Origin of the sequence: Pseudomonas macauensis, assembly GCF_047902425.1 — a bacterium.
Taxonomy (GTDB): domain Bacteria; phylum Pseudomonadota; class Gammaproteobacteria; order Pseudomonadales; family Pseudomonadaceae; genus Pseudomonas.
Genome location: NZ_CP138377.1, coordinates 4,324,295 through 4,346,093, shown reverse-complemented (window position 1 = coordinate 4,346,093; position 21,799 = coordinate 4,324,295). Strand labels below are relative to the sequence as shown.

The following is a 21,799-nucleotide window of genomic DNA, read 5'->3' as shown; positions in this document are numbered from 1 at the left end:
GATAGAGCGATCTCACCAGCGCGCGTGGGTGGCGCCGACCCAGCCGAGGGCTTCGCGCACCGGGACGTGCTCGCCGTCGAGGCTGCGCAGGGAGCCGTCGAAGTGGCCGAACCACTGGCTGGTCTCGGCAAACAGCGGCCCCAGGCGTGGGCAGGCACGGTGCAGCTTGCGCGGCGTGAAGGTGAGGTCGACCCGCTCGCAGGGGCTGCGCAGGCGCCACGGCGCGAGGGGATCGTGGGGCGCCTGGTGGATCTCGACGTCGTGCTCCAGGCGCTGCAACTCGCCGCCGAACCACAGGGCGTTTTCCTTGAGCGGGGTGTGATCGGTCCAGCCGCTGCCGAAGTTGCCGGCGATGCCTCCGGGCCCGGCGAAGGCCGCGCGGGTCCAGTGGGTGCGGAAGGGCCATACGCCACGGCCGAAGTCCAGGGCGGCGAAGCTCTCGCCAGCGCTGCACGAATAGACGCGACGCCCCAGCTGCAGGCTGCCACGCGCCGGCAGGCCCATTTGTCGGCTGCAGGCGTGGAAGCACTGGCCGGCCATCGGCACGACCAGGTTGACCGACTCCAGGTGCGCGGGACGCTTGACCTCCAGCGCCAGGTCCAGCGGCTGGCCGCCGAGGTCGGGGGCGCTGGCGGTGATGCGCAGCTGGCCAGGCTGTTCGACGAAGTTCAGGCACAGGTCGCCGTGCTGGAAACTGTGGCTCTGGTTCGGCACGTCGGGCAGGTCGCAGCCGCGGCCCAGCGGCGTGATCTGGGTGCGGTGCACCGAGCGGCCGGTTTCCAGGTCGAGGAAGTAGATGGCGCCGTAGCCCAGGTAATCGAGGTCGGCGATGGTCAGCGAGAGCATCCAGCCCGGTGCGTTGATGCACCAGTGGTTCCAGCGTTTGCGACGTCCGGGGTTGCCCGGCAGGTTGCAGACCGTCTGCGGCCGGCTAAACCAGCCGATGGCGGCGTCGTTCAGGCGGCCGCGCGGGTCGCACAGGGGAGGGGCGTTCGCGTAGGGCGGCACGTAGGTGAAGGTATTCATTGGACACATCCATGTGGCAATGCGACGCAGCATGCCGGTTTGCCGAAAGGTCGACAAGAGATGCGGGTCACTTCCGTGCAGTTCGGCGGTCTCTTGAGCACTTTCCGAACTTAGGCGCAGAATGGCGGGTCCCACCGGGACATACCTTCAGACTCAAGGACCGCCCAATGACCGCTCTTCGTACTCTCTGCACCGCAGCTCTACTGGTGGGCTTCAGCTCTATCGCCCTGGCCGACGCCAACACCGAGGCGGAGAAATTCCTCAAGCAGGTTCACGCCGACAAGCTCACCGTGCCGGTCTATGCGCAGGTCCAGCAGATGCTCGCCCAGCGTTTCGCCGAGTCCAAGGCGCCCGAGAGCAAGAAGCCGGTGCTGGAGCGTTACCAGGCCAAGGCCAATGCCGAACTCGACCGCGCGGTAGGCTGGGACAAGCTCAAGCCTGAACTGGTCAAGCTCTACACCAGCAACTTCAGCGAATCCGAGCTCAAGCAGATCAACGACTTCTACGCGTCGCCCGTGGGCCGCAAGATGCTGGAGAAGATGCCGCGCCTGACCGCCGAATCCGCCCAGCTGACCCAGGCCAAGCTGCAGACTGCCGTGGAGCCGGTGAACAAGCTGATGGCCGACATGGACAAGGAACTGGGCGTGAAAGCCCCGGCCGCTCCGGCCAAGAAGCCCTGATCATCCTGACCTGCATTGACTGCCTGATTGCCAGCGAGACCCGACATGAGCATGCGTGACCGTATCCAATCCGCCCTGGGCGCCCTCGAACCGCAGCACCTGGAGGTGCACGACGAGAGCCACATGCACAGCCGCGGGCAGGAAACGCACTACAAGGCCGTGATCGTCAGCCCGGTGTTCGCCGGGCTGAACGCGGTGAAGCGGCACCAGAAGGTCTACGCCACCCTCGGCGACCTGATGGGGCAGTTCCACGCCCTGGCCCTGCATACCTACACCCCCGAGGAGTGGGCGCAGCAGGGACAGGCGCCGGAATCGCCGACCTGCCGTGGCGGCAGCAAGCATGACCTGCATTGACCGCACGCCGCGCTGATAGGCGGCAGGATGCGGGCTTCGTCCCGCTCCGGTAGAATGCGACACCCAGCGCCGGCTTTTGCCGGCGCTGTCATTTTCAGCTGCTGTAATTCAAGGACCCGGTCCGCCCTTTACGCGGGCGACCACTGGAGTGATGCATGACCACCGATCGAATCGTCGTCGCGGCGTTGTACAAGTTCGTCTCCCTGCCCGACTACGTCGCCCTGCGCGAACCCCTGCTGCAGACCCTGCTGGACAATGGCGTGAAGGGCACCCTGCTGCTCGCCGAAGAGGGTATCAACGGCACCGTCTCCGGCACCCGCGCCGGCATCGACGGCCTGCTGGCCTGGCTGCGCAATGACCCGCGCCTGGCGGATGTGGACCACAAGGAGTCCTACTGCGACGAACAACCCTTCTACCGCACCAAGGTCAAGCTGAAGAAGGAAATCGTCACCCTCGGCGTGCCGGGCGTGGACCCGAATTCGAAGGTCGGCACCTACGTCGAACCCAAGGACTGGAACGCGCTGATTTCCGATCCGGAAGTGCTGCTGATCGACACCCGCAACGACTACGAAGTGGCCATCGGCACCTTCGAGGGCGCCATCGACCCGAAAACCAAGTCGTTCCGCGAATTCCCCGACTACATCCGCGAGCACTACGACCCGGCCAAGCACAAGAAGGTCGCCATGTTCTGCACCGGTGGCATCCGCTGCGAGAAGGCGTCGAGCTACATGCTCAGCGAAGGCTTCGAAGAGGTGTTCCACCTCAAGGGCGGCATCCTCAAGTACCTGGAAGAGGTGCCCGAGGCCGAGACCCTGTGGCGCGGCGACTGCTTCGTCTTCGACAACCGCGTGACCGTGCGCCACGACCTCACCGAAGGCGACTACGATCAGTGCCATGCCTGCCGCAACCCGATCTCGGCCGAGGACCGTGCCTCCCAGCACTACGCGCCGGGCATCAGCTGCCCGCATTGCTGGGATTCGCTGCCGGAGAAGACCCGTGCCAGCGCCCGCGAGCGGCAGAAGCAGATCGAGCTGGCGCGCGAGCGCAACCAGCCGCACCCCATTGGCCGTGACCCCCGCGCGGAGAACTGATCCATGACCAGCCGCCTGCTCTACGTGATGGACCCGATGTGCTCCTGGTGCTGGGGCTTCGCCCCGGTGGCCGAGAAGCTGGTCGAGCAGGCGCGCGCCGCCGGCGTGCCGCTGGCGCTGGTAATGGGCGGGCTGCGCACCGGCCAGGGCGCGGCCCTGGAACCGGCCACCAAGCGCTACATCCTCGAACACTGGCAGGCTGTGCATGACGCCACCGGCCAGCCGTTCCACTTCGAGGGCGCGCTGCCCGACGGCTTTGTCTACGACACCGAGCCGGCCTGCCGGGCGGTGGTCACCGCCCGTCGCCTCGACGACGACTGCGCCTGGGCGCTGGTCGGCGAGATCCAGCGGGCCTTCTACGCCGAAGGTCGCGATGTCACCCAGGCCAGCGTGCTCACCGAACTGGCCGAGCGCGTGGGCCTGCCGCGCATCGAGTTCGCCGAGGCCTTCGACAGCCAGGACAATCACCTGGCGACCCTCGCCGACTTCTCCTGGGCCCGTGACCTGGGCATCGCCGGCTTCCCCACGCTGCTGGCCGAGCGCGATGGCCAGCTGGCCCTGCTGACCAACGGCTACCAGCCTCTGAGCGAACTCGCGCCATTGCTGGAGCGCTGGCTGGAGCGCGGGCGGCATGCCTGAGTTGTCCGCTGACCGCCTGAGCTGGGCGGAGATTCGCCGGCTCGCTTTCCGTCATCGCAAAGCCCTGCTCCTCGCCAACCTCGTCGCCGTGCTGGCCACCGCCTGCAGCGTGCCCATCCCGTTACTGCTGCCGCTGCTGGTGGACGAAGTGCTGCTGGGCAAGGGCGACGCCGCGCTGCAGGTGATGAACCAGTGGCTGCCCCAGGCCTGGCACAAGCCGGCCGGCTACATCGGCCTGATGCTGCTGGCGACCCTGCTGCTGCGCAGCTGCGCGCTGGTCTTCAACGTGCTGCAGGCACGCCTGTTCGCGCGGCTGTCCAAGGACGTGGTGTACCGCATCCGCCTGCGCCTGATCGAACGCCTGAAGCGCATCGCCCTGAGCGAGTACGAGACCCTCGGCGGCGGCTCGGTCAGCGCGCACCTGGTGACCGATCTGGACACCCTCGACAAGTTCGTTGGCGACACCCTCAGCCGCTTCCTTGTCGCCTTGCTCACGCTTTGCGGTACCGCTGGCATCCTGATCTGGATGCATTGGAAGCTGGCGCTGCTGATCCTGCTGTTCAACCCGCTGGTGATCTTCGCCACGGTGCAGCTGGGCAAGCGCGTCAAGCACCTGAAGAAGCTGGAGAACGACAGCACCTCGCGCTTCACCCAGGCCCTGACCGAGACCCTGGAAGCGATCCAGGAAGTGCGCGCCGGCAACCGCCAGGGCTTCTTCCTCGGCCGCCTTGGCGTGCGTGCCCGCGAGGTGCGGGACTATGCCGTGGCCTCGCAGTGGAAGAGCGATGCGGCCGGGCGCGCCAGCGGGTTGCTATTCCAGTTCGGCATCGACCTGTTCCGCGCCGCGGCGATGCTCACCGTGCTGTTCTCCGACCTGTCCATCGGCCAGATGCTGGCGGTGTTCAGCTACCTCTGGTTCATGATCGGCCCGGTGGAACAGCTGCTGAGCCTGCAATACGCCTTCTACGCCGCCGGTGGTGCGCTGAGCCGCATCAACGAGCTACTGGCCCGCGCGGACGAGCCGCAGTACCCGCACCGCCGCGATCCCTTCGCCGGGCAGGACAACGTCGGCATCCAGGTGCGCGACCTGAGCTTCGCCTACCGCGACGAGCGGGTGCTCGATGGCATGGACCTGGACATCGCTGCGGGCGAGAAAGTCGCCATCGTCGGTGCCAGCGGCGGTGGCAAGAGCACTTTGGTGCAGCTGCTGCTCGGTCTCTACCAGCCGCAATCCGGCAGCATCCGCTATGGCGGCGTGGCGCTGGAGGAGATCGGCCTCGAGTGCGTGCGCGAGCACGTGGCGGTGGTGCTGCAGCATCCCGCGCTGTTCAACGACACGGTGCGCGCCAACCTGACCATGGGCCGCGAGCGCAGCGACGACGCCTGCTGGCGCGCGCTGGAAGTGGCGCAGCTGGCGGATACCATCCGCAGCCTGCCGCAAGGGCTGGACAGCGTGGTAGGCCGTTCCGGTGTGCGTCTCTCCGGCGGCCAGCGGCAGCGCCTGGCGATTGCACGCATGGTGCTGGCCGAGCCCAAGGTGGTGATCCTCGACGAGGCCACCTCGGCGCTGGACGCAGCCACCGAGTACGCCTTGCACCAGGCGCTGGGGCGTTTCCTCGAAGGGCGCACCACACTGATCATCGCCCACCGCCTGTCAGCGGTTAAGCAGGCCGACCGGGTGCTGGTGTTCGATGGCGGGCGCATCGCCGAAGACGGCGACCATCAGCAACTGATCGCCGAAGGCGGGCTTTATGCCCGCCTGTACGGTCACTTGCAGCAGCACTGATCAGCCGTAGCGGGTGACTTCGAGGAAGCTCACGCAGTTGCCCAGGTCGTGGAAGACCCGCGTGTGGCTGATGTCGTTGTAGGCGATCCCGCGCAACAGGTCGATCAGCTCGGCGTCGCTGCGGTAGTGCGGCTCCCAGTCCAGCAGTCCTTCCAGGTAGGCGATGCCCGGGATGCCCGGCAGGAAGTTGCTCAGCAGCAGGCGTCCGCCCGGCAGCAGGCGGGCGAACAGGTTGCGGGTGAGATCATGGGCGTCCTGGTCGTTGAGGACCTCATAGAGCCCGGCGCAGTAGATCAGATCGAAATGACGCAGGTCGGTCCGGCTGTAGAGCAGCTCGTCGAGGCCGCATTGCACGGCCCGCACACCCTGCGAGGCGTAGCAGGATTCCACGGTCTGCAGCGTCTGTAGCTGAGGGTCGAGGGCGACGAACTCGCGGAAGTACCCATCGCGCAGGGCCCTTGAAAGGTCGGCCTCGCGCAGGTGGCCGCAGCCCACGCAGAGAATGCGCGCCTGGCCGCTGAGCTGCTCGCAGGTACGGTCGATCTCCCGTGCCAGCAACTGGCGGCGCGAGCGCAGGGCGCGCGCCGCTGGCGCGGAGCTGGCGTAGCGGAACAGCTCGTCGGTGGGCCCATCGGGCAGCAGCGAGGGCAGGGCGCTGTCGATGCCGTAGAGATAGTCCATCAGCACGGCATTGCCGGAGCCTTCACCCATCGGCCGTTCCCGCCGGCGGGGAAAGGGCAGCACCCGGGACTGCGCCATGGGCGTCGACTGGCCGATGGCCAGCGCCAGCAGTTCGGTGTTGCTGTCCTTGATGCGGCGCAGTTGCTGTTCGAGTTCTTCGATGGCCTGTGCGATCGATGCCGGATTTTGCTGGGTCCGATTGTCCATTGCCGTCCACCTGGGATGCCGATTGCGTGGCCGGCCCCTTCCGGGCCGGTGCTCCAGTCACCACGTTAGAGGGCTCGGGGCCTCAGTCCATCATCTGAATGAATGATGAACCCGCCGAATCAGCGCTGGCCCAGGCGTACCAGCAGGCTCACCAGTTCGGCCTGTCGGCTGGTATGGGTCTTGCGGAACAGCGCGCGCAGCTGGCTGCGCACGGTATTGATGGAGGTGCCCAGGTACTCGCCGCATTGCTCCGGTGACAGCCCGCGCACCAGCAGGTCACCCAGGCGCTGCTCGGCCGGGGTGAGGCCGAACAGTTCGCTGAGCAGGCGGCTCTGGCGCTGCGGGTCGAGCAGGGCGAGCAGGGCCAGTGGGCGCTGGAAGTTCTGGTTGAAGCCGGCCTCGGCCGGCACCGGAGTGACCAGCAGCTCCAGCGCGCTGCCATCGCTCAGCGGCAGCCAACCCGCTTTTCCCTTGCCCTGGCGCGGCGCGGCGTAGCGCACCAGCGCTTGCAGGCGGGCATTGTGCTGGCGGCAGTGCAGGCGACCGAAGACTTCGTAGAACGCCGCTTTGGCCTGCCCCAGTTGTCGCTGCGCGGCCAGGTTGGCGTAGAGCACCCGCGTGTCACCATCGAGCAGCCAGAGCGGCGTGGGGTGCTGGTCCAGCAGCAGGTCGCGCTTGGCCAGTTCCTGGCGCATGTCGCCGATCCGCTCGAACATCCGCGCCGCGCGAATCAGGTGCTGGCTCAGGCGATTCAGCAGGGCCTGCTCGTCCGAGGTGGGGTAGCGCGCGCCGACACTGGTCAGCACCGACAGGTAGATGCCGGCACTGGCCTGTTCGTTGAGCTTCAGGCACGACACGTTGAGCATGTCGTTGGGCAACTGGAATTCCTGATAGTAGGGATCACGGCGAATGCGCTCCGGGCCGTACTCTTCCAGGTCGTGGTACCAGTTGCCCACGGGGCGGTGGAGCATGAAGCCCTTGGACGGGTCGATGTTGCAGTAGTCGCGGTTGTACAACTCGATGGCGCCGGGATCGCACAGGTTGATCTCGCTGGCCAGGGCGCCGTCCTGGGTCTGGTCCCAGAACAGCAGGGCACCCTGCTGGCGGCCGGTGGCGTCGATCAGGCCGGAGAGCAAGGGCAGCCAGGCGCTCTCGTCGAGCACGCATTCATAGGAAAGCCCCACCAACTGGTCGTAAAGCACCTCCATATCCCGACTTTGCATGGGGCCTCTCCGGGCTTGCAGATTGCACGAATGGCTGATGTATGGCTCATCGCCGCTATTCGCGCAAGGTGCCGGAATGGCGTGTCATGGCTGGCCGCTGGTCGGGCGAGGGGTTCCCGACAAATGGCCGAAGCGGGCCGGAGAAGGCATCGTGCTATCAGTGTTTCGCCAGGATTACGCTTCGTCAGCCGACCAAGAGCCCTGCAATGCGGTTTGAGGATTTTCCGTGATCGGCTATGAGTAAAGGGTAGTAATGCAGAAATTCCCTTCGGCGGCGCGAGCCAGAACCGCCCAGTGTGGCTTGCCAGGGATAAGAAGAAGGAAGTCGAAGCACATTATGGATGCCTTGGGGCTTGTGCCGAACCGTCGAAGAACCCGGCTACTCCGGCTGATATGGCCGTTCATGGCCGTGGTACTGCTGCAGGCGCTGATTGCCGCCGGCAGCCTGTACATTCTTTCCGGCGTGCGGGCCTACGTGGGGGGCGAAAGCCTCTGGTCCAAGGGGCAGAAGGATGCTATCCACTACCTGCAGCGCTATGGCCAGACCCGTGACCCGGAAGACTACCGCCGCTACCAGGCCGCCATCGCCATTCCGCTGGGCGACCGCACTTTCCGCGCGGCCCTCGACCAGGACCCGCCGGATATCGAGCAGGCGCGGCGCGGCGCGCTGGACGGCGGCAATCACCCGGATGACGTCAACAGCCTGATCTGGCTGTACCGCTACTTCCACGAATACAGCTTCTTCGACGAGGCGGTGAAACGCTGGATCGTCGGTGACGCCTACCTCGACCAGCTCCTGCAAGTGGCCGACGAGATGCACGGCAGCATCCGCGCCGGCACCGTCAACCCCGGCGACCTGAGTTACTGGAACAGCCGCATCCAGGGCATCAACGATGGCGTGACGCCAGCAGCGATGGCCTTCTCAGCCGCCCTGGGCAAGGGGTCGCGGATGCTGATGTGGGTGCTGCTGGTGGTCAACTGCCTGGCGGGGCTGGCGCTGATCCTCCTGGCAATCTGGCGCACCCTCAAGCTGGTGCGCCAGCAGCGGGTCTACGAAAGCGCGCTGGACACCGAAAAGGAACGGGCCCAGACCACCCTGGCGGCGATTGGCGATGGCGTGGTGACCCTCGATGCCCAGGAATGCATCGCCTATTTCAACCCGGCCGCCGAGCGCTTGATCGGCTGGGACAGCGCCATGGCAGTCGGCCTGCCACTGCGTTCGCTGCTGCGGGTATTCGACGAGGCTGACGAGAAGGAGGGCCTGCCGCTGGTGGGGCAGATCCTGCGTGGCGAGGTGGACGGCGGCAGCGAGTCGAGCAAGCTGATCCAGCGCCTGGACGGCACTCGCGTGGCGGTGACGCTGGTGGGCACGCCGATCCACGCCGACGGGCGGGTGGTCGGCGTGGTGCTGGTGATGCACGACATGACCCGCGAGCGCCAGTACATGGCCAGCCTGTCGTGGCAGGCCACCCACGATGCGCTGACCGGCCTGACCAATCGCCGAGAGTTCGAATTCCGCCTTAAGCAGGCGATGGAGAGCTCGGTGCATCTGGATGAGCGTCACGCGCTGATGTACCTGGACCTGGACCAGTTCAAGCTGGTCAACGACACCTGCGGCCACGCCGCCGGCGATGAGCTGTTGCGCCAGGTGTGCTCGGTGCTGCAGCAGTGCCTGCGCGACGGCGACACATTGGCGCGGCTGGGCGGAGACGAGTTCGGCATTCTCCTGGAGAACTGCCCGCCGGAAATGGCCGAGCAGATCGGCGAGCGCATCCGCCTGACCGTCCAGGGGCTGCATTTCATCTGGGAGACCCGCCCCTTCAACATCACCGTCAGCATCGGCGTGGTGCATGTGTCGTCGATGCTGGTGTCCGTGGAGGAGGCGCTGCGCTGCGCCGACATGGCTTGCTACATGGCCAAGGAGAAGGGCCGCAACCGCGCCCAGGTGTTCCGCCCCGACGATACCGAGCTGTCTACCCGGGTGGGGGAGATGGCGTGGGTGCAGCGCATTCGCCTGGCGCTGGACGAGGAGCGTTTCTGTCTCTACGCGCAGCCGATCTTCCCGGTTGATCCGCACGCGGAGGCGGGCGCCCATGTCGAGCTGCTGCTGCGCCTGAACGACGAGTGCGGCCGGCTGGTGGCGCCGATCAACTTCATCCCCGCCGCCGAACGCTACGGGCTAATGCCGGACATCGACCGCTGGGTGGTCGAGAGCGCCTTCAAAACCCTGGCCGCCCGCGCGCTGGAAGGGGACTACGAGCCGATCCATACCTGCGCCATCAACCTCTCCGGGGCGACCATCGGCGACGACACCTTCCTCGACTTCCTGCGCGACCTGCAGCCGCGCTACGGCATCGCCCCGGCGAGCATCTGCTTCGAGGTCACCGAAACCAGCGCGATCGCCAACCTGGTCAACGCCACGCGTTTCATCCAGGAGCTCAAGGCCCTGGGCTACCGCTTCTCCCTCGACGACTTCTGCGCCGGCATGTCCTCCTTCGTCTACCTCAAGCACCTGCCGGTGGACTACCTGAAGATCGACGGCAGCTTCATCAAGGACATGCTCGACGACCCCATCGACCGGGCCATGGTCCAGGTGATCAATCAGATCGGCCACGTCATGGGCAAGCGCACGGTGGCGGAGTTCGTCGAATCGCTGGAAATCCTCGAAGTCCTGCGTGAAATTGGAGTCGACTATGCTCAAGGCTATGGCCTGGCCCGGCCGCAACCATTCAACCGCAGCTTCCTGCGCGAGGCGGAAATGGCGACCGCTGGGGCGAACACAACCTCCGGACGGTGACGACGGGTGCGCGGAGGGTTAATCTGAGGCCAGTTTTACCGGTGCTTGCATGGATTGACCGGCAACGGAGCCTTGGATGAACGAAACCTTTGTTCGTAGTGGGCCGCTCAAGGAGCTTTCCAGTTACCCCCTCTGGGCCCAGCGCCTGGTGCAGGACTGCGAGGGCAGTCGCCTGGCGGTGGTCGGCCACCCCTTCTATGCGCGCATGCGCGACGGCCAGCTCAGCCGCCAGACCCTGCGCGCCTTCCTCATCGGCGGCTGGCCGGTGGTGGAGCAGTTCCCCCTGTACATGTCGCAGAACCTGCTCAAGACCCGCTTCGGCCGCAGCCCCGGTGAGGACATGGCGAGGCGCTGGCTGATGCGCAACATCCGCGTCGAACTCAACCACGCCGACTACTGGCTGCGCTGGGCCGAGAGCTACGGCGTGACCCTGGCCGAGCTCAAGACCCAACTGGTACCGGGCGAACTGCATGCCCTCAGCCACTGGTGCTGGCACACCTGCTCCAGCGATGAGCTGGCGCTGGCCATGGCGGCCACCAACTACGCCATCGAAGGCGTTACCGGCGAGTGGTCGGCGCTGGTGTGCTCCACCGACACCTACGAGCGCACCCTGCCGGCGGGCTGCCGCAAGGACGCCATGCGCTGGCTGAGGATTCACGCCCGCTACGATGACGATCATCCGTGGGAGGCGCTGGATATCATCTGCACCCTCTACGGCCCGCAACTCTCGGTGCCGCGTTGCCTGGCCCTGCGCGAGTCGATCTGCAAGAGCTATGGCTACATGCGCATGTTCCTCGACCATTGTATGGCGCTGGAGCAGGTGCAGAGCGGCTCGCGGCGGCGGTCGATACAGGCGGCGGGGTAGGTTGGGCGGGGAAGGCCTTCGCGGCATTTCCCCGACTCTATTGGCGTCGATCTAGCTGGCGCTTCCAGACGGTCGATTTCCAGAACGGTGCCGGATCGAACCATCGGATTTGCCTGCCGGGACTTGCTGCCTTGAGGATTGCCGGGCTTTGGCGGGCCGGATCAGAGGGGCTGGCAGTGGGATGGATCGGCACAGGGGCTTTGCCCTCACCCCAACCCTCTCCCGGAGGGAGAGGGGGCTGATCGGCGCGCTGGGTCACCTCACGTACCCGCCGGAACCTGCCGAACGAAAGCCATGAGCGAAGTATCAGGATTGCGCGGGCCTCACCAGCCCCTGCGGACGGCCAGAGGGTTGGGGGGAGGGGGCTCTTGCACTACCGCGCCAGACCACTCAAGGCACCAGAATGATCTTCTCGCTGCTGCCCTCATTAATTTCCCGATAGCGCTGCACCCCCTCGCTCAGTGGCACCTCGCGCAGGCCGCCGGGCAGCGGCAGCTTGCCGTCGTCGAACCATTGGCCGAACTCGCGCAGCATCCTGGCGCAGGCCTCCGGGCCGTAGAGCAGCGAGTTGACCCCGACCACCGTGCCGCCGCGACGGTACAGTGCCAGGGCCGGCAGGTGCACGTGCCCGTCCACCGGTGCGGCGATGATGGCGATGCGGCCGAAGGTGGCCAGCGCGGCGACAGCGGCGGGCAGCCAGAAACCGGTGGTATCGAAGATCACCTCGGCGCCGCCGGGGAAGTGCTCTTCCACCTGCGCGGGCAGCGCGTCCGCGGAGCCCAGCAGGATGTTCCGGACACCTTGCGCCTGCAGCTCCGCCTGCGATTCGGTGCGGCGCACCGCGCCCAGGACCTCGGCGCCACGGGCCTTGGCCAGGGCGATGGCCGCCGCACCAACGGCGCCGGAGCCGATCACCAGCAGACGCGTGCCGGCGCCCACCTGGCTGCGCTCCAGTGCGTCCCAGGCGGTGGTGTAGGGCACGCCGCAGCTGGCGGCCTGGGCGAAGCTCATGCGCTCGGGCATCAGTGCCACGCCACCGGCCGGCACGCTCATCAACTGCGCATGGCTGCCGTTGCGGGTGAAGCCCAGGCCCTTGCCGGTGCCCCAGACGGGCTTGCCGAGCAGCTCGGCCGGGCCCTTCACCACGGTGCCGGCGAAGTCGCGGCCCGGCACACGCGGCAGGGTGGTGTAGGGGAAGCGGCCCAATACGTTCTTCACGTCGCTGGGGTTGAGGCCGGCGGCGTGGACTTCCACCAGTACCTCGTCGGCGGCGGGCACCGGGTCGGGCAGTTCGGTGAAGCTCAGGGCGGCGAGGTCGCCGGTACGGTCGAATTGCAGGGCTTTCATGGCACGAGTCCGTAACAGTGAGAGGAAGGTCGAGTCAGTGCAGCCAGCGGTTGAGCAGCGGCAGGGCGTTCTCGCCAATCTGCATGCCCAGCAGGCCGACCAGCGCCACCAGCGGTGGCGCCGGCGAGCGGAAATCGAGGAAGTGGTAGGCCAAGCCGACGGCGAGGCCGATGGCCAGGGAGATCAGGTAGCTCATGGTGTCCTCCGCGCGAGGCTCGGCGGTTGAAGGGGATGAGTGAAGTCTAGGGCGGGGGATCGGCTGGCGCCGGTCATCGGCTTCGGAATATCGGACAGATGTGGGGCGGAAATGGACGGGGTTGGCTCACTGGCTCCCGTAGGAGCGGACTCCGTCCGCGATGCTCTTGTAGGGCGAATAACGCGTAGCGTTATCCGCCGTCTCGTACGGCGTTTCTGCGCCGCTTCGGCATGTGCTGAAAGATTTTGTTTCGCCCCTCGGGCGAGTCCCTTTTGGGCGTTTGCCAAAGGAGGTCGCCCGAGGGGGGAAACAAAAAGTCCCAGCACACGCCGAAGCGACGCAGGAGCTCCAAACACCAAGGCGGATAGCGCCCCTGCAAATTGACTACTTCCCGCAATACTCCGAAGGCGCCATCCCCAACTCCCTCCGGAACATCTCGCTGAAGCTCCCCGGCTGATAGCCCAGGGCATGGGCTATCTGGCTCACTGGCAGACCCTCGTTGAGCTGGGCCACGGCGGTGGCCAACTGCACCTGCCGACGCCACTGGGCGAAGCCCATGCCCAGGCTGCGCTGGAACAGGCGGGCGAGGGTACGCACGCTGGCGCCGGCGTCGGCGGCGTGCTGCTCGAAGGGGATTTCCTGGGACGGTTCGGCCATCACCGCATGGCAGAGATTGAGCAGGCGACGGTCGGACTCGTCCGGCAGCGGCACGCGCAGCAGCAGGCTGCGGGCGCGCTGCAGCTCCAGCACGGCCAGTTGCGACAGCGCTTGGTAGTAGTCGGTGTCCGGTTCGCGCTCATGCTCCACCAGATGCACGATCAGCTCGCGCAGCAGGCCGCCGACCTCGAACGCCTGCACCTGCTCGCCCAGCGAGTCGGCAGTGCCGGGGCGCAGGTAGATATTGCGCATCTGCAGCTCGCTGACCACCCGGATGCCGTGGGTCACCTGCGGTGGCAGCCAGACGGCGCGGTTGGGTGGCACCAGCAGTGCTTCCTGTGGGGTCTCTACCCACATTACCCCGGACATCGCGTAGAGCACCTGCCCCCAATCGTGGGAGTGCGGCTCGATGTGCAGGCCGCGCGGGTAGCTGCGGGCCAGGGCGCGAAGGGACGCGTTGGTGGCGTCGAAGTCAGGGGGAGCGGCGCGGGCCATGGCGGGATTCGGCGGTGGAGATGCGCCGCATGGTAGCCGCTGGCCGCTCCCGCTGGCGAGCCGGGCCGTACGCGGTGGCACGCTGGCGCACCGCCTTGTAAGGAATTCTTTACGATGCGGCAGCCCGCCGCAGGGGGCTTTGCCCGGCGTAAGGATTTCTTGCCGCGCAACCGGGGGCGGGCTGAGCGGTGCGGTGCCGGGGTGGCTTGTCCGCAGCGGCGCGGACGGTTGAGATGAAGGCATTCCAGACGCCTGGACGGCCCTGCGCCGTACAGCCGATAACGACAATGAGGAGGCCGGATGAACGCCGTGTCCAAGATCGAGCAGCACAATCCTATCGGTACCGACGGCTTCGAGTTCGTCGAATTCACCGCCCCCGATGCCCAGGGCATCGAGCAACTGCGCCAGCTGTTCACCGGCATGGGCTTCACCGAGACCGCCAAGCACCGTTCCAAGGAAGTCTTCCTGTTCCAGCAGAACGACATCAACATCGTGCTCAACGGCAGCCCCACCGGCCACGTCCACGAGTTCGCCAAGAAGCATGGCCCTAGCGCCTGCGCCATGGCCTTCCGGGTGAAGAATGCAGCCCAGGCCGCCGCCTACGTCGAGTCCCAGGGCGCCAAGCTGGTTGGCAGCCACGCCAACTTCGGCGAGCTGAATATCCCCTGCGTCGAAGGTATCGGCGGTTCGCTGCTGTACCTCGTGGACCGCTATGGCAGCCACAGCATCTATGACGTCGACTTTGAGTTCATCGAAGGCCGCTCGGCCTCCGACAACGCCGTCGGCCTCCTGGCAATCGATCACCTGACCCACAACGTCAAGCGCGGCCAGATGGACGTCTGGTCCGGCTTCTACGAGCGCATCGCCAACTTCCGCGAGATCCGCTACTTCGACATCGAAGGAAAGCTCACCGGCCTGCTGTCGCGCGCGATGACCGCACCCTGCGGCAAGATCCGCATCCCGATCAACGAGTCGGCGGACGACAAGTCGCAGATCGAGGAATTCATCCGCGAATACCACGGCGAAGGCATCCAGCATATCGCCCTGTCCACCAACGACATCTACGAAACCGTGCGCAAGCTGCGCGCCAACGGCGTGGACTTCATGACCACTCCGGACACCTACTACGAGAAGGTCGACACCCGCGTTCCCGGTCACGGCGAGTCGCTGAAGGACCTGCGCGATCTGAACATCCTGATCGACGGCGCACCGGGCGACGACGGCATCCTGCTGCAGATCTTCACCAACACGGTGATCGGTCCGATCTTCTTCGAAATCATCCAGCGCAAGGGCAACCAGGGCTTCGGCGAGGGCAACTTCAAGGCCCTGTTCGAATCCATCGAGGAAGACCAGATTCGCCGTGGCGTGATCTCCGAGACCAAGTAACCGTCACTCGCGCCGGCCGCTTTTCGCGGTCGGCGCCGGAGAGCCGTCATGCTGACCCTCTATTCCTACTGGCGTTCCAGCGCCGCCTACCGGGTGCGTATCGCCCTCGGCCTCAAGGGCCTGGCCTACCGCCAGGTGCCGGTGCACCTGGTCAAGGACGGCGGCCAGCAGCACGCCGACACCTACAAGGCGCTCAACCCGCAGGAACTGGTGCCACTGCTGGTGGACGGTGAGGCGCGCATCGCCCAGTCCCTGGCCATCCTCGAATACCTTGAGGAAACCCACCCGCAACCCAGCCTGCTGCCGCGCGATGCGCTGCAACGCGCCCAGGTGCGCGCGCTGTCCCTGCACATCGCCTGCGACATCCATCCGCTGAACAACCTGCGCGTGCTGCAGTACCTCAGCGGCCCGCTGGGGGTGGCGGACGAGGCGAAGAATGCCTGGATTCGCCATTGGGTCGAGACCGGCCTGCGCGCAGTGGAGGCCGGTTTGGACGTGCTGCCCGGCCCGCTGTCCCTCGGCGAGCGCCCCGGGTACTTCGAGGCCTGCCTGATTCCCCAGCTGTACAACGCCCGCCGCTTCGACTGCGATCTTTCCGGCTGCCCGCGACTGCTCGCCATCGCCGCGCGCTGCGAGACCCTCGAAGCCTTCCAGCAGGCCGCCCCGGAGGTGCAGCCGGACGCCCAGTAAGCTCCCTCGTTCCACCGCTCTTTAGCCTTGCCTTGCCCGCACCGCCCAGCCACGAGCCGGGCGGCCGATTCACGTCACAGATAAAAACAACAGGTGACGCATGACGCGTGAAACTCAACACGCAGGCCAGCTCCAGCGCGGCCTGAAGAATCGCCATATCCAGCTGATCGCCCTCGGCGGCGCCATCGGTACCGGGCTGTTCCTTGGCTCGGCCGGGGTGCTCAAGTCTGCCGGCCCATCGATGATCCTCGGCTACGCCATCGCCGGCTTCATCGCCTTCCTGATCATGCGCCAGCTCGGCGAGATGATCGTCGAGGAGCCCGTCGCCGGCTCCTTCAGCCACTTCGCGCACAAGTACTGGGGCGGGTTCGCCGGTTTCCTCTCGGGCTGGAACTGCTGGGTGCTGTACATCCTGGTGGGCATGTCGGAGCTCACCGCGGTGGGCAAGTACATCCACTACTGGTGGCCGGACGTGCCGACCTGGGCCACGGCCGCGCTGTTCTTCGTGGTGGTCAACGCCATCAACCTGTTCAACGTGAAGGCCTTCGGCGAGGCGGAGTTCTGGTTCGCCATCATCAAGGTCGCCGCCATCGTCGGCATGATCGTCCTGGGCTGCTACCTGCTGGCCAGCGGCTCGGGCGGCGAGCAGGCGGCGGTGAGCAACCTGTGGAGCCACGGCGGCTTCTTCCCCAACGGCATCAGCGGGCTGGTGATGGCCATGGCGATCATCATGTTCTCCTTCGGTGGCCTGGAGATGCTCGGCTTCACCGCCGCCGAGGCCGACCGGCCGAAGACGGTGATCCCCAAGGCGATCAACCAGGTGATCTACCGCATCCTGATCTTCTACATCGGCGCGCTCACCGTGCTGCTCTCGCTGACCCCCTGGGACAGCCTGCTGCAGACCCTCAATGCCTCCGGCGACGCCTACAGCGGCAGCCCCTTCGTGCAGATCTTCTCGATGATCGGCAGCAGCACCGCCGCCCACGTCCTCAACTTCGTGGTGCTGACCGCCGCGCTGTCGGTCTACAACAGCGGCACCTACTGCAACGGCCGCATGCTGGTGGGGCTGGCCGAGCAGGGCGATGCGCCGCGCGCGCTGGCCAAGGTGGATGAGCGCGGCGTGCCGGTGCGCTCGCTACTGGTATCGGCCGCGGTGACCTTCTTCGCCGTGCTGGTGAACTACCTGATCCCGGCCCGCGCCCTGGAGCTGCTGATGTCCCTGGTGGTCGCCGCGCTGGTGATCAACTGGGCGATGATCAGCCTGGCGCACCTGAAGTTCCGCGCACGCATGGATGCCGAGGGCAAGCGCACCGCCTTCCGCGCCGTGGCGTATCCGGCGGCCAACTGGCTGTGCCTGGGCTTCGTGGTGTTCATCCTCGGCGTCATGCTGCTCACCCCGGGCATCCAGGTGTCGGTCTACGCGATCCCGGTGTGGCTGCTGGTGATGTATGGCTGCTATCGCCTCAAGCGCCAGCCGGCGCTGCGTGGCGAGCGTGGCGCGGTGCTCGCCGACTGACGCGCTGACCCGATCCCCGGTTGGGCACGGACCGTGCGCGATTGACCGCGCGGTCCGACCTTTCCTAGAGTGACCGGGCCATTTTTCGTCAGAGGGATACTCATGAAAAAAGCACTTTGGCTGCTCGCGGCCGCCGTGCCGGTCCTGCTCGTTGCCTGCGGCGGCGAAGAGAAGAAGGCGCCCCAGGTCGACGCGCTGGTTCTGCCCGGCGACGCCAAGCTGGATTCGCGCAGCGTCTCGTACAAGTGCGAGGATGGCCGCAAGTTTGGCGTCCAGTACCTGAACAAGGGCGACAACAGCCTGGCCGTGGTGCCGGTGACCGACACCTCGACCCTGGTGTTCGCCAACGTCATCTCCGCCTCTGGCGCCAAGTACGCCGCCGGCCAGTACGTGTGGTGGACCAAGGGCCAGGACGCCACCCTGTACAAGGACTGGAAGGGCGGTGAGCCCGCCGATGGCGTGGCCTGCAAGGAGAACTAAGTTCTCTCCCACGACCCCAAGAAAAAGCCCGGCAGATGCCGGGCTTTTTCTTGGGCGGGTGCTACTCCTGGGCAGGAGGTGACTCCGTAGGGCGTACAACCGTTCGCGGTTGTACGCCGATACACCGGTCTCATCGCCAGCTTCGTATTCGAGCCTGGTCAATGAATCCCAGGTCGATCCCGAGCGGGCGGTAGCCAAGGTCAAGCGGCGTATAACGCGGAGCGATATACGCCCTACGCTCCAACTTAGAAGGTGAACTCCAGGTTCACTGTCGGCGTCGAGGTTCGGCTGCCACGGCCGCCGTCCACGCCGAACTTGTTGTGCCAGTACTCGTAGCCCACGCCGACCCAGAAGTTCGGCTGCCGCTTGGTGCCCGGCAGGGTGGCGAACATCAGCGAGGTGCGGATCAGGGTTTCCGGCGCGGTGTCGTTGTCGTTGTAGTCCTCGCCCTTTTCCCCGGTGTAGTTCATGAAGCCCTGGAACTTCGCCCCGTGATCGCCCAGCTGGAACGGCCGCAGCCAGGTCAGGTTGACCATGTAGGTGGCGTCGAAGGTGTGGTCCGGGTGTTTCACGTTGGGAATGCCCGAGTGGTTCTTCTCGCGGTAGTAGAACAGCGAGAGGTCCAGCACGCCGGGGCTGTTGAACTTGATGGTGGGGCCGAACACCAGGGCGCGCTTCTTCGCCGAGGCGCGGTTGTTGTTGCGGCTGGCGTCGAAGCCGAAGGTGAAGGCGTGATCCTTCACCAATCCCTTGCCCTGCGGCAGGTCGAACACCCGCGAGGCGAACAACTGGCTGCGGAACACCCCGTAGACCTCGCTGCTGCCCTCGTTGGTGCCCTTGCGCGGGTCGTTGTTGTCGGACTCCAGCACATCCAGGTGGAAGAAGTTGCTGCCGTAGCGGTAACCGTCCGCGTGGCTGAAGCTGTAGATGTTCTTGCTGATGTCGTTCGGGTTGTTCGGGTTGGTGAAGTCCTTGCCGTAGCGGTACCCGAGGGTGTTGCTGGTCCACTCGAAGATACGACCATCATCGGCCTGCGCCGCGCCCCAGGGGGAGACGATCAGCGCGGTGCCGAGGGCGAGCCAGCGGCCGTTGCTCAGGCGGCGGCTGGATCGCGATTGAAGGCGGGCGGCATCAGTGGCCGCCGGCGCCAACAGGGTTGGAAACATGCTGCACCTCATCTTGTTTTTGTTATGGGGCCCGCGTGCCGCAGTTCGCACTGCGACCGGTGACAGGAGAGGGTTCTAATGGCGAATTGACGACATTGCAAGAAAAACTTGTACACAACTTCGTATACAAAAGTTGATCCAAAAGTCAGGAATGGGCTTTGTGCGGCGGCCTGGATAGTCCGGGGACAGATGCACCCCGGCGCGATATGCTGCAAACATTTCCCGCCAGACCCTTCGCCATGCTGCAGATTTCCAACGCCGTGCAGATCCCCGACGCCGAGATCGAGCTGAACGCCATTCGCGCCCAGGGTGCTGGCGGTCAGAACGTCAACAAGGTGTCCAGCGCCGTGCACCTGCGCTTCGACGTCCGCGCCTCGTCGTTGCCGGAGTTCTACAAGGAGCGCCTGCTCGCCCTGAGCGACCAGCGCATCACCAGCGAGGGTGTGGTGGTGATCAAGGCCCAGCAATACCGCACCCAGGAACAGAACCGCGAGGACGCGCTGAACCGCCTGGCGGAGCTGATCCGCAGCGTCGCCAAGGTGGAGAAGAAGCGCCGCCCGACCAAGCCGACGCTGGGCTCGAAGACGCGCCGCCTGGAGGGCAAGAGCAAGCGCGGAGCGATCAAGGCGGGGCGGGGGAAGGTCGATTACTGAGGGGCGGAAAGGGCTTAAGGGCACTTGCTTTTCGTAGGAACCCCCAGTGCCCGAATGCCATCAGTGCACCAGCATCCCTGTGAACACATACGCCTGCGCCAGCGTGATCAACCCGATGAACGCCGCGAAGATCAGGCTGTGCTTGACCGTGAAGCGGAACAGGTCCGATTCGCGCCCGACCATCCCGGTGGCCGCGCAGGCCACGGCGATGGACTGCGGCGAGATCATCTTGCCGGTCACCCCGCCCGTGGTATTGGCCGCCACCAGCAGCGTGTCGCTGACCCCGAGTTGGTGCGCGGTGGTGGCCTGCAGCGAGCCGAACAGCGCGTTGGACGAGGTATCCGAACCGGTCAGGAACACCCCCAGCCAGCCCAGGAACGGCGAGAAGAACGGGAAGGCCGCGCCGGTCCCGGCCAGCACCAGCGCCAGGGTGGTGGACATGCCCGAGTAGTTGGTGACGAAGGCGAAGGCCAGCACCATACCGATGGTCAGCACCGGCCACTTCAGTTCCAGCAGCGTGTCGCGGAAGGTGGCTGCGCCGCTCTTCACGCCGATGCGCAGGATGGCCATGGAGATCAGCGCTGCGAGGAAGATCGCCGTGCCGCTGGCCGAAACCAGGTCGAACTTGTAGATCGCCGGCATCGGCGTCGGGTTGGCGACGATGGGGGCGGCCTTGAGCACCAACTGGTCGAGGTACGGCACCTTGATCACCGCCACCCAGCTCTCCAGCGCGCCGCCGGGCAGGAACAGCGCCTTGAACGGCTTCATGGTCCAGATGGTCACCAGCACCGTGAGGATCAGGAACGGCGACCAGGCCTTGAAGATCTGCCCGAAGCTGTACTGGGATTCGCGCTGGCCTCCACCTCCGCCGCCCACTCCGCCAAGCGTCGCGCTGCCGTCGGCGTTGATACTCGAGAACTCCGTCTCGCGCAGGTTCGCCGGTTGCCACACGCGCAGGAACAGCGTCAAGCAGACCATGCTCAGCAGTGCGGAGGTGATGTCCGGCAGCTCCGGACCGATGAAATTGGACGTGAGGAACTGGCTGATCGCAAAGGAGCCGCCGGCCACCAGCAGCGCCGGCCAGGTTTCACGGATGCCGCGCCAGCCGTCCATCATCGCCACCAGCCAGAAGGGCACGATCACCGACAGGATCGGCAACTGCCGTCCGGCCATGGCGCCGATCTTGAAGGCGTCCACGCCCGAAACCTGCCCGGCGACGATGATCGGGATGCCCAACGCGCCAAAGGCCACCGGCGCGGTGTTGGCGATCAGACACAGGCCGGCTGCATACAGCGGGTTGAAGCCCAGCCCCACCAGCAGTGCCGCGGTGATCGCCACCGGCGCACCGAAACCCGCCGCGCCCTCGAGGAAGGCGCCGAAGGAGAAGCCGATCAGCACCACCTGCAGGCGCTGGTCGACGGTGATCGATAGCACCGAGCTGCGGATGATCTCGAACTGTCCGCTCTTCACCGTGAGCTTGTAGAGGAACACCGCCGCCACGATGATCCAGGCGATCGGCCAGAGCCCGTAGAAGAAGCCGTAGACCGCCGAGGCCAGCGCCTTGTCCGCCGGCATGTGGTAGACGAACACGGCGATCAGCAACGACAGCGCCAGGGTGATGGCCCCGGCGACATGGCCCTTGAGGCGGAACACCGCCAGGGCGAGGAAGAAGAAAATGATCGGCACGAGGGCCGCCAGGGCCGACAGCCCGAGGCTGCCAAGCGGGGTATAGAGCTGCTGCCAGGTTTGCATGGGGAGGGTCCCTTGTTGTTGTAGGAGGCAAAGCGTCAGCGGTGGATGAGTGATAGCGGTGGTGAATGGTTAGGTGGCGCATGGACGCGAGAGCCTGGCGCTAGCCATTGAA

General features: G+C 66.0%; 19 protein-coding genes and 1 pseudogene. 12 read left to right on the top strand and 8 right to left on the bottom strand.

Annotated elements, in window-relative coordinates:
• Window positions 1-12 precede the first annotated feature (12 nt).
• Entirely contained in the window at window positions 13-1,026 is a 1,014-nt protein-coding gene (locus SD196_RS19875; protein ID WP_343572545.1) for a DUF2804 domain-containing protein, read from the bottom strand.
• Between the two features lie 121 nt (window positions 1,027-1,147).
• On the opposite strand from SD196_RS19875, the pseudogene SD196_RS19870 reads away from it, so the two are divergent.
• The 5 genes and pseudogenes from SD196_RS19870 to SD196_RS19850 all read left to right on the top strand — a co-directional run bounded on the left by SD196_RS19870 (window position 1,148) and on the right by SD196_RS19850 (window position 5,576).
• Window positions 1,148-1,706 (top strand): annotated as a pseudogene (locus tag SD196_RS19870) (DUF2059 domain-containing protein).
• Between the two features lie 45 nt (window positions 1,707-1,751).
• The gene (locus SD196_RS19865; RefSeq protein WP_343572548.1) at window positions 1,752-2,060 is read left to right on the top strand and encodes a BolA family protein; all 309 of its coding nucleotides are present in this window, start codon (window positions 1,752-1,754) and stop codon (window positions 2,058-2,060) included.
• Window positions 2,061-2,215: 155 nt separating this feature from the next.
• Window positions 2,216-3,151, top strand: coding sequence for a rhodanese-related sulfurtransferase (locus tag SD196_RS19860; RefSeq protein WP_343572551.1), 936 nt, complete (start codon window positions 2,216-2,218; stop codon window positions 3,149-3,151).
• 3 nt (window positions 3,152-3,154) lie between these two features.
• Entirely contained in the window at window positions 3,155-3,790 is a 636-nt protein-coding gene (locus SD196_RS19855; RefSeq protein ID WP_343572554.1) for a DsbA family protein, read from the top strand.
• Window positions 3,783-5,576 carry an ABC transporter ATP-binding protein gene (locus SD196_RS19850; protein ID WP_275608106.1) on the top strand — a complete coding sequence of 598 codons (1,794 nt, stop codon included), beginning with the start codon at window positions 3,783-3,785 and terminating at the stop codon, window positions 5,574-5,576. The genes SD196_RS19855 and SD196_RS19850 overlap by 8 nt, the downstream gene beginning before the upstream one ends.
• Here the strand turns inward: SD196_RS19850 and SD196_RS19845 are convergent, their stop codons facing one another.
• Together SD196_RS19845 and SD196_RS19840 are read right to left on the bottom strand one after the other, a co-directional pair.
• A complete protein-coding gene (locus SD196_RS19845) occupies window positions 5,577-6,464 on the bottom strand; it encodes a class I SAM-dependent methyltransferase (protein ID WP_275608105.1) in 888 nt (295 codons plus the stop codon).
• Between the two features lie 119 nt (window positions 6,465-6,583).
• Window positions 6,584-7,687 (bottom strand): helix-turn-helix transcriptional regulator, encoded by a 1,104-nt coding sequence (locus SD196_RS19840; RefSeq protein WP_275608104.1) that lies wholly within the window; start codon window positions 7,685-7,687, stop codon window positions 6,584-6,586.
• A 403-nt stretch (window positions 7,688-8,090) separates the two neighbouring features.
• Here SD196_RS19840 and SD196_RS19835 point away from each other — a divergent pair, with 403 nt between their 5' ends.
• Together SD196_RS19835 and SD196_RS19830 are read left to right on the top strand one after the other, a co-directional pair.
• On the top strand, window positions 8,091-10,484 hold the full coding sequence (locus tag SD196_RS19835; protein ID WP_416310590.1) for an EAL domain-containing protein: 2,394 nt from the start codon (window positions 8,091-8,093) through the stop codon (window positions 10,482-10,484).
• A 76-nt stretch (window positions 10,485-10,560) separates the two neighbouring features.
• A complete protein-coding gene (locus tag SD196_RS19830; RefSeq protein ID WP_331317063.1) occupies window positions 10,561-11,349 on the top strand; it encodes a TenA family transcriptional regulator in 789 nt (262 codons plus the stop codon).
• A gap of 390 nt (window positions 11,350-11,739) precedes the next feature.
• Here the strand turns inward: SD196_RS19830 and SD196_RS19825 are convergent, their stop codons facing one another.
• From SD196_RS19825 to SD196_RS19815, 3 genes are all read right to left on the bottom strand, one after another.
• A complete protein-coding gene (locus SD196_RS19825) occupies window positions 11,740-12,696 on the bottom strand; it encodes a quinone oxidoreductase family protein (RefSeq protein WP_275608101.1) in 957 nt (318 codons plus the stop codon).
• A 34-nt stretch (window positions 12,697-12,730) separates the two neighbouring features.
• A complete protein-coding gene (locus tag SD196_RS19820) occupies window positions 12,731-12,892 on the bottom strand; it encodes a DUF1427 family protein (RefSeq protein WP_015476413.1) in 162 nt (53 codons plus the stop codon).
• 384 nt (window positions 12,893-13,276) lie between these two features.
• A complete protein-coding gene (locus SD196_RS19815) occupies window positions 13,277-14,044 on the bottom strand; it encodes an AraC family transcriptional regulator (protein WP_416310589.1) in 768 nt (255 codons plus the stop codon).
• A gap of 300 nt (window positions 14,045-14,344) precedes the next feature.
• Here SD196_RS19815 and hppD point away from each other — a divergent pair, with 300 nt between their 5' ends.
• The 4 genes from hppD (at window position 14,345) to SD196_RS19795 (ending at window position 18,116) form a co-directional block, all read left to right on the top strand.
• Window positions 14,345-15,430: a 4-hydroxyphenylpyruvate dioxygenase gene (gene hppD, locus SD196_RS19810; RefSeq protein WP_343572568.1), complete on the top strand. Its 1,086-nt coding sequence runs from the start codon at window positions 14,345-14,347 to the stop codon at window positions 15,428-15,430.
• A 48-nt stretch (window positions 15,431-15,478) separates the two neighbouring features.
• The gene (maiA, locus tag SD196_RS19805) at window positions 15,479-16,120 is read left to right on the top strand and encodes a maleylacetoacetate isomerase (protein WP_343572569.1); all 642 of its coding nucleotides are present in this window, start codon (window positions 15,479-15,481) and stop codon (window positions 16,118-16,120) included.
• Between the two features lie 100 nt (window positions 16,121-16,220).
• Window positions 16,221-17,636, top strand: coding sequence for an amino acid permease (locus tag SD196_RS19800; RefSeq protein ID WP_343572571.1), 1,416 nt, complete (start codon window positions 16,221-16,223; stop codon window positions 17,634-17,636).
• 102 nt (window positions 17,637-17,738) lie between these two features.
• On the top strand, window positions 17,739-18,116 hold the full coding sequence (locus SD196_RS19795; RefSeq protein ID WP_370599854.1) for an MliC family protein: 378 nt from the start codon (window positions 17,739-17,741) through the stop codon (window positions 18,114-18,116).
• Window positions 18,117-18,361: 245 nt separating this feature from the next.
• On the opposite strand, the gene SD196_RS19790 is transcribed toward SD196_RS19795, so the two are convergent.
• Window positions 18,362-19,282 (bottom strand): nucleoside-binding protein, encoded by a 921-nt coding sequence (locus SD196_RS19790; protein WP_275610833.1) that lies wholly within the window; start codon window positions 19,280-19,282, stop codon window positions 18,362-18,364.
• Window positions 19,283-19,521: 239 nt separating this feature from the next.
• Here SD196_RS19790 and arfB point away from each other — a divergent pair, with 239 nt between their 5' ends.
• Window positions 19,522-19,935 carry an alternative ribosome rescue aminoacyl-tRNA hydrolase ArfB gene (gene arfB, locus SD196_RS19785; protein WP_275610834.1) on the top strand — a complete coding sequence of 138 codons (414 nt, stop codon included), beginning with the start codon at window positions 19,522-19,524 and terminating at the stop codon, window positions 19,933-19,935.
• 60 nt (window positions 19,936-19,995) lie between these two features.
• Here arfB and SD196_RS19780 read toward each other — a convergent pair whose 3' ends face one another.
• Window positions 19,996-21,687, bottom strand: coding sequence for a lactate permease LctP family transporter (locus SD196_RS19780; protein WP_275610835.1), 1,692 nt, complete (start codon window positions 21,685-21,687; stop codon window positions 19,996-19,998).
• Between the last annotated feature and the right edge of the window lie 112 nt (window positions 21,688-21,799).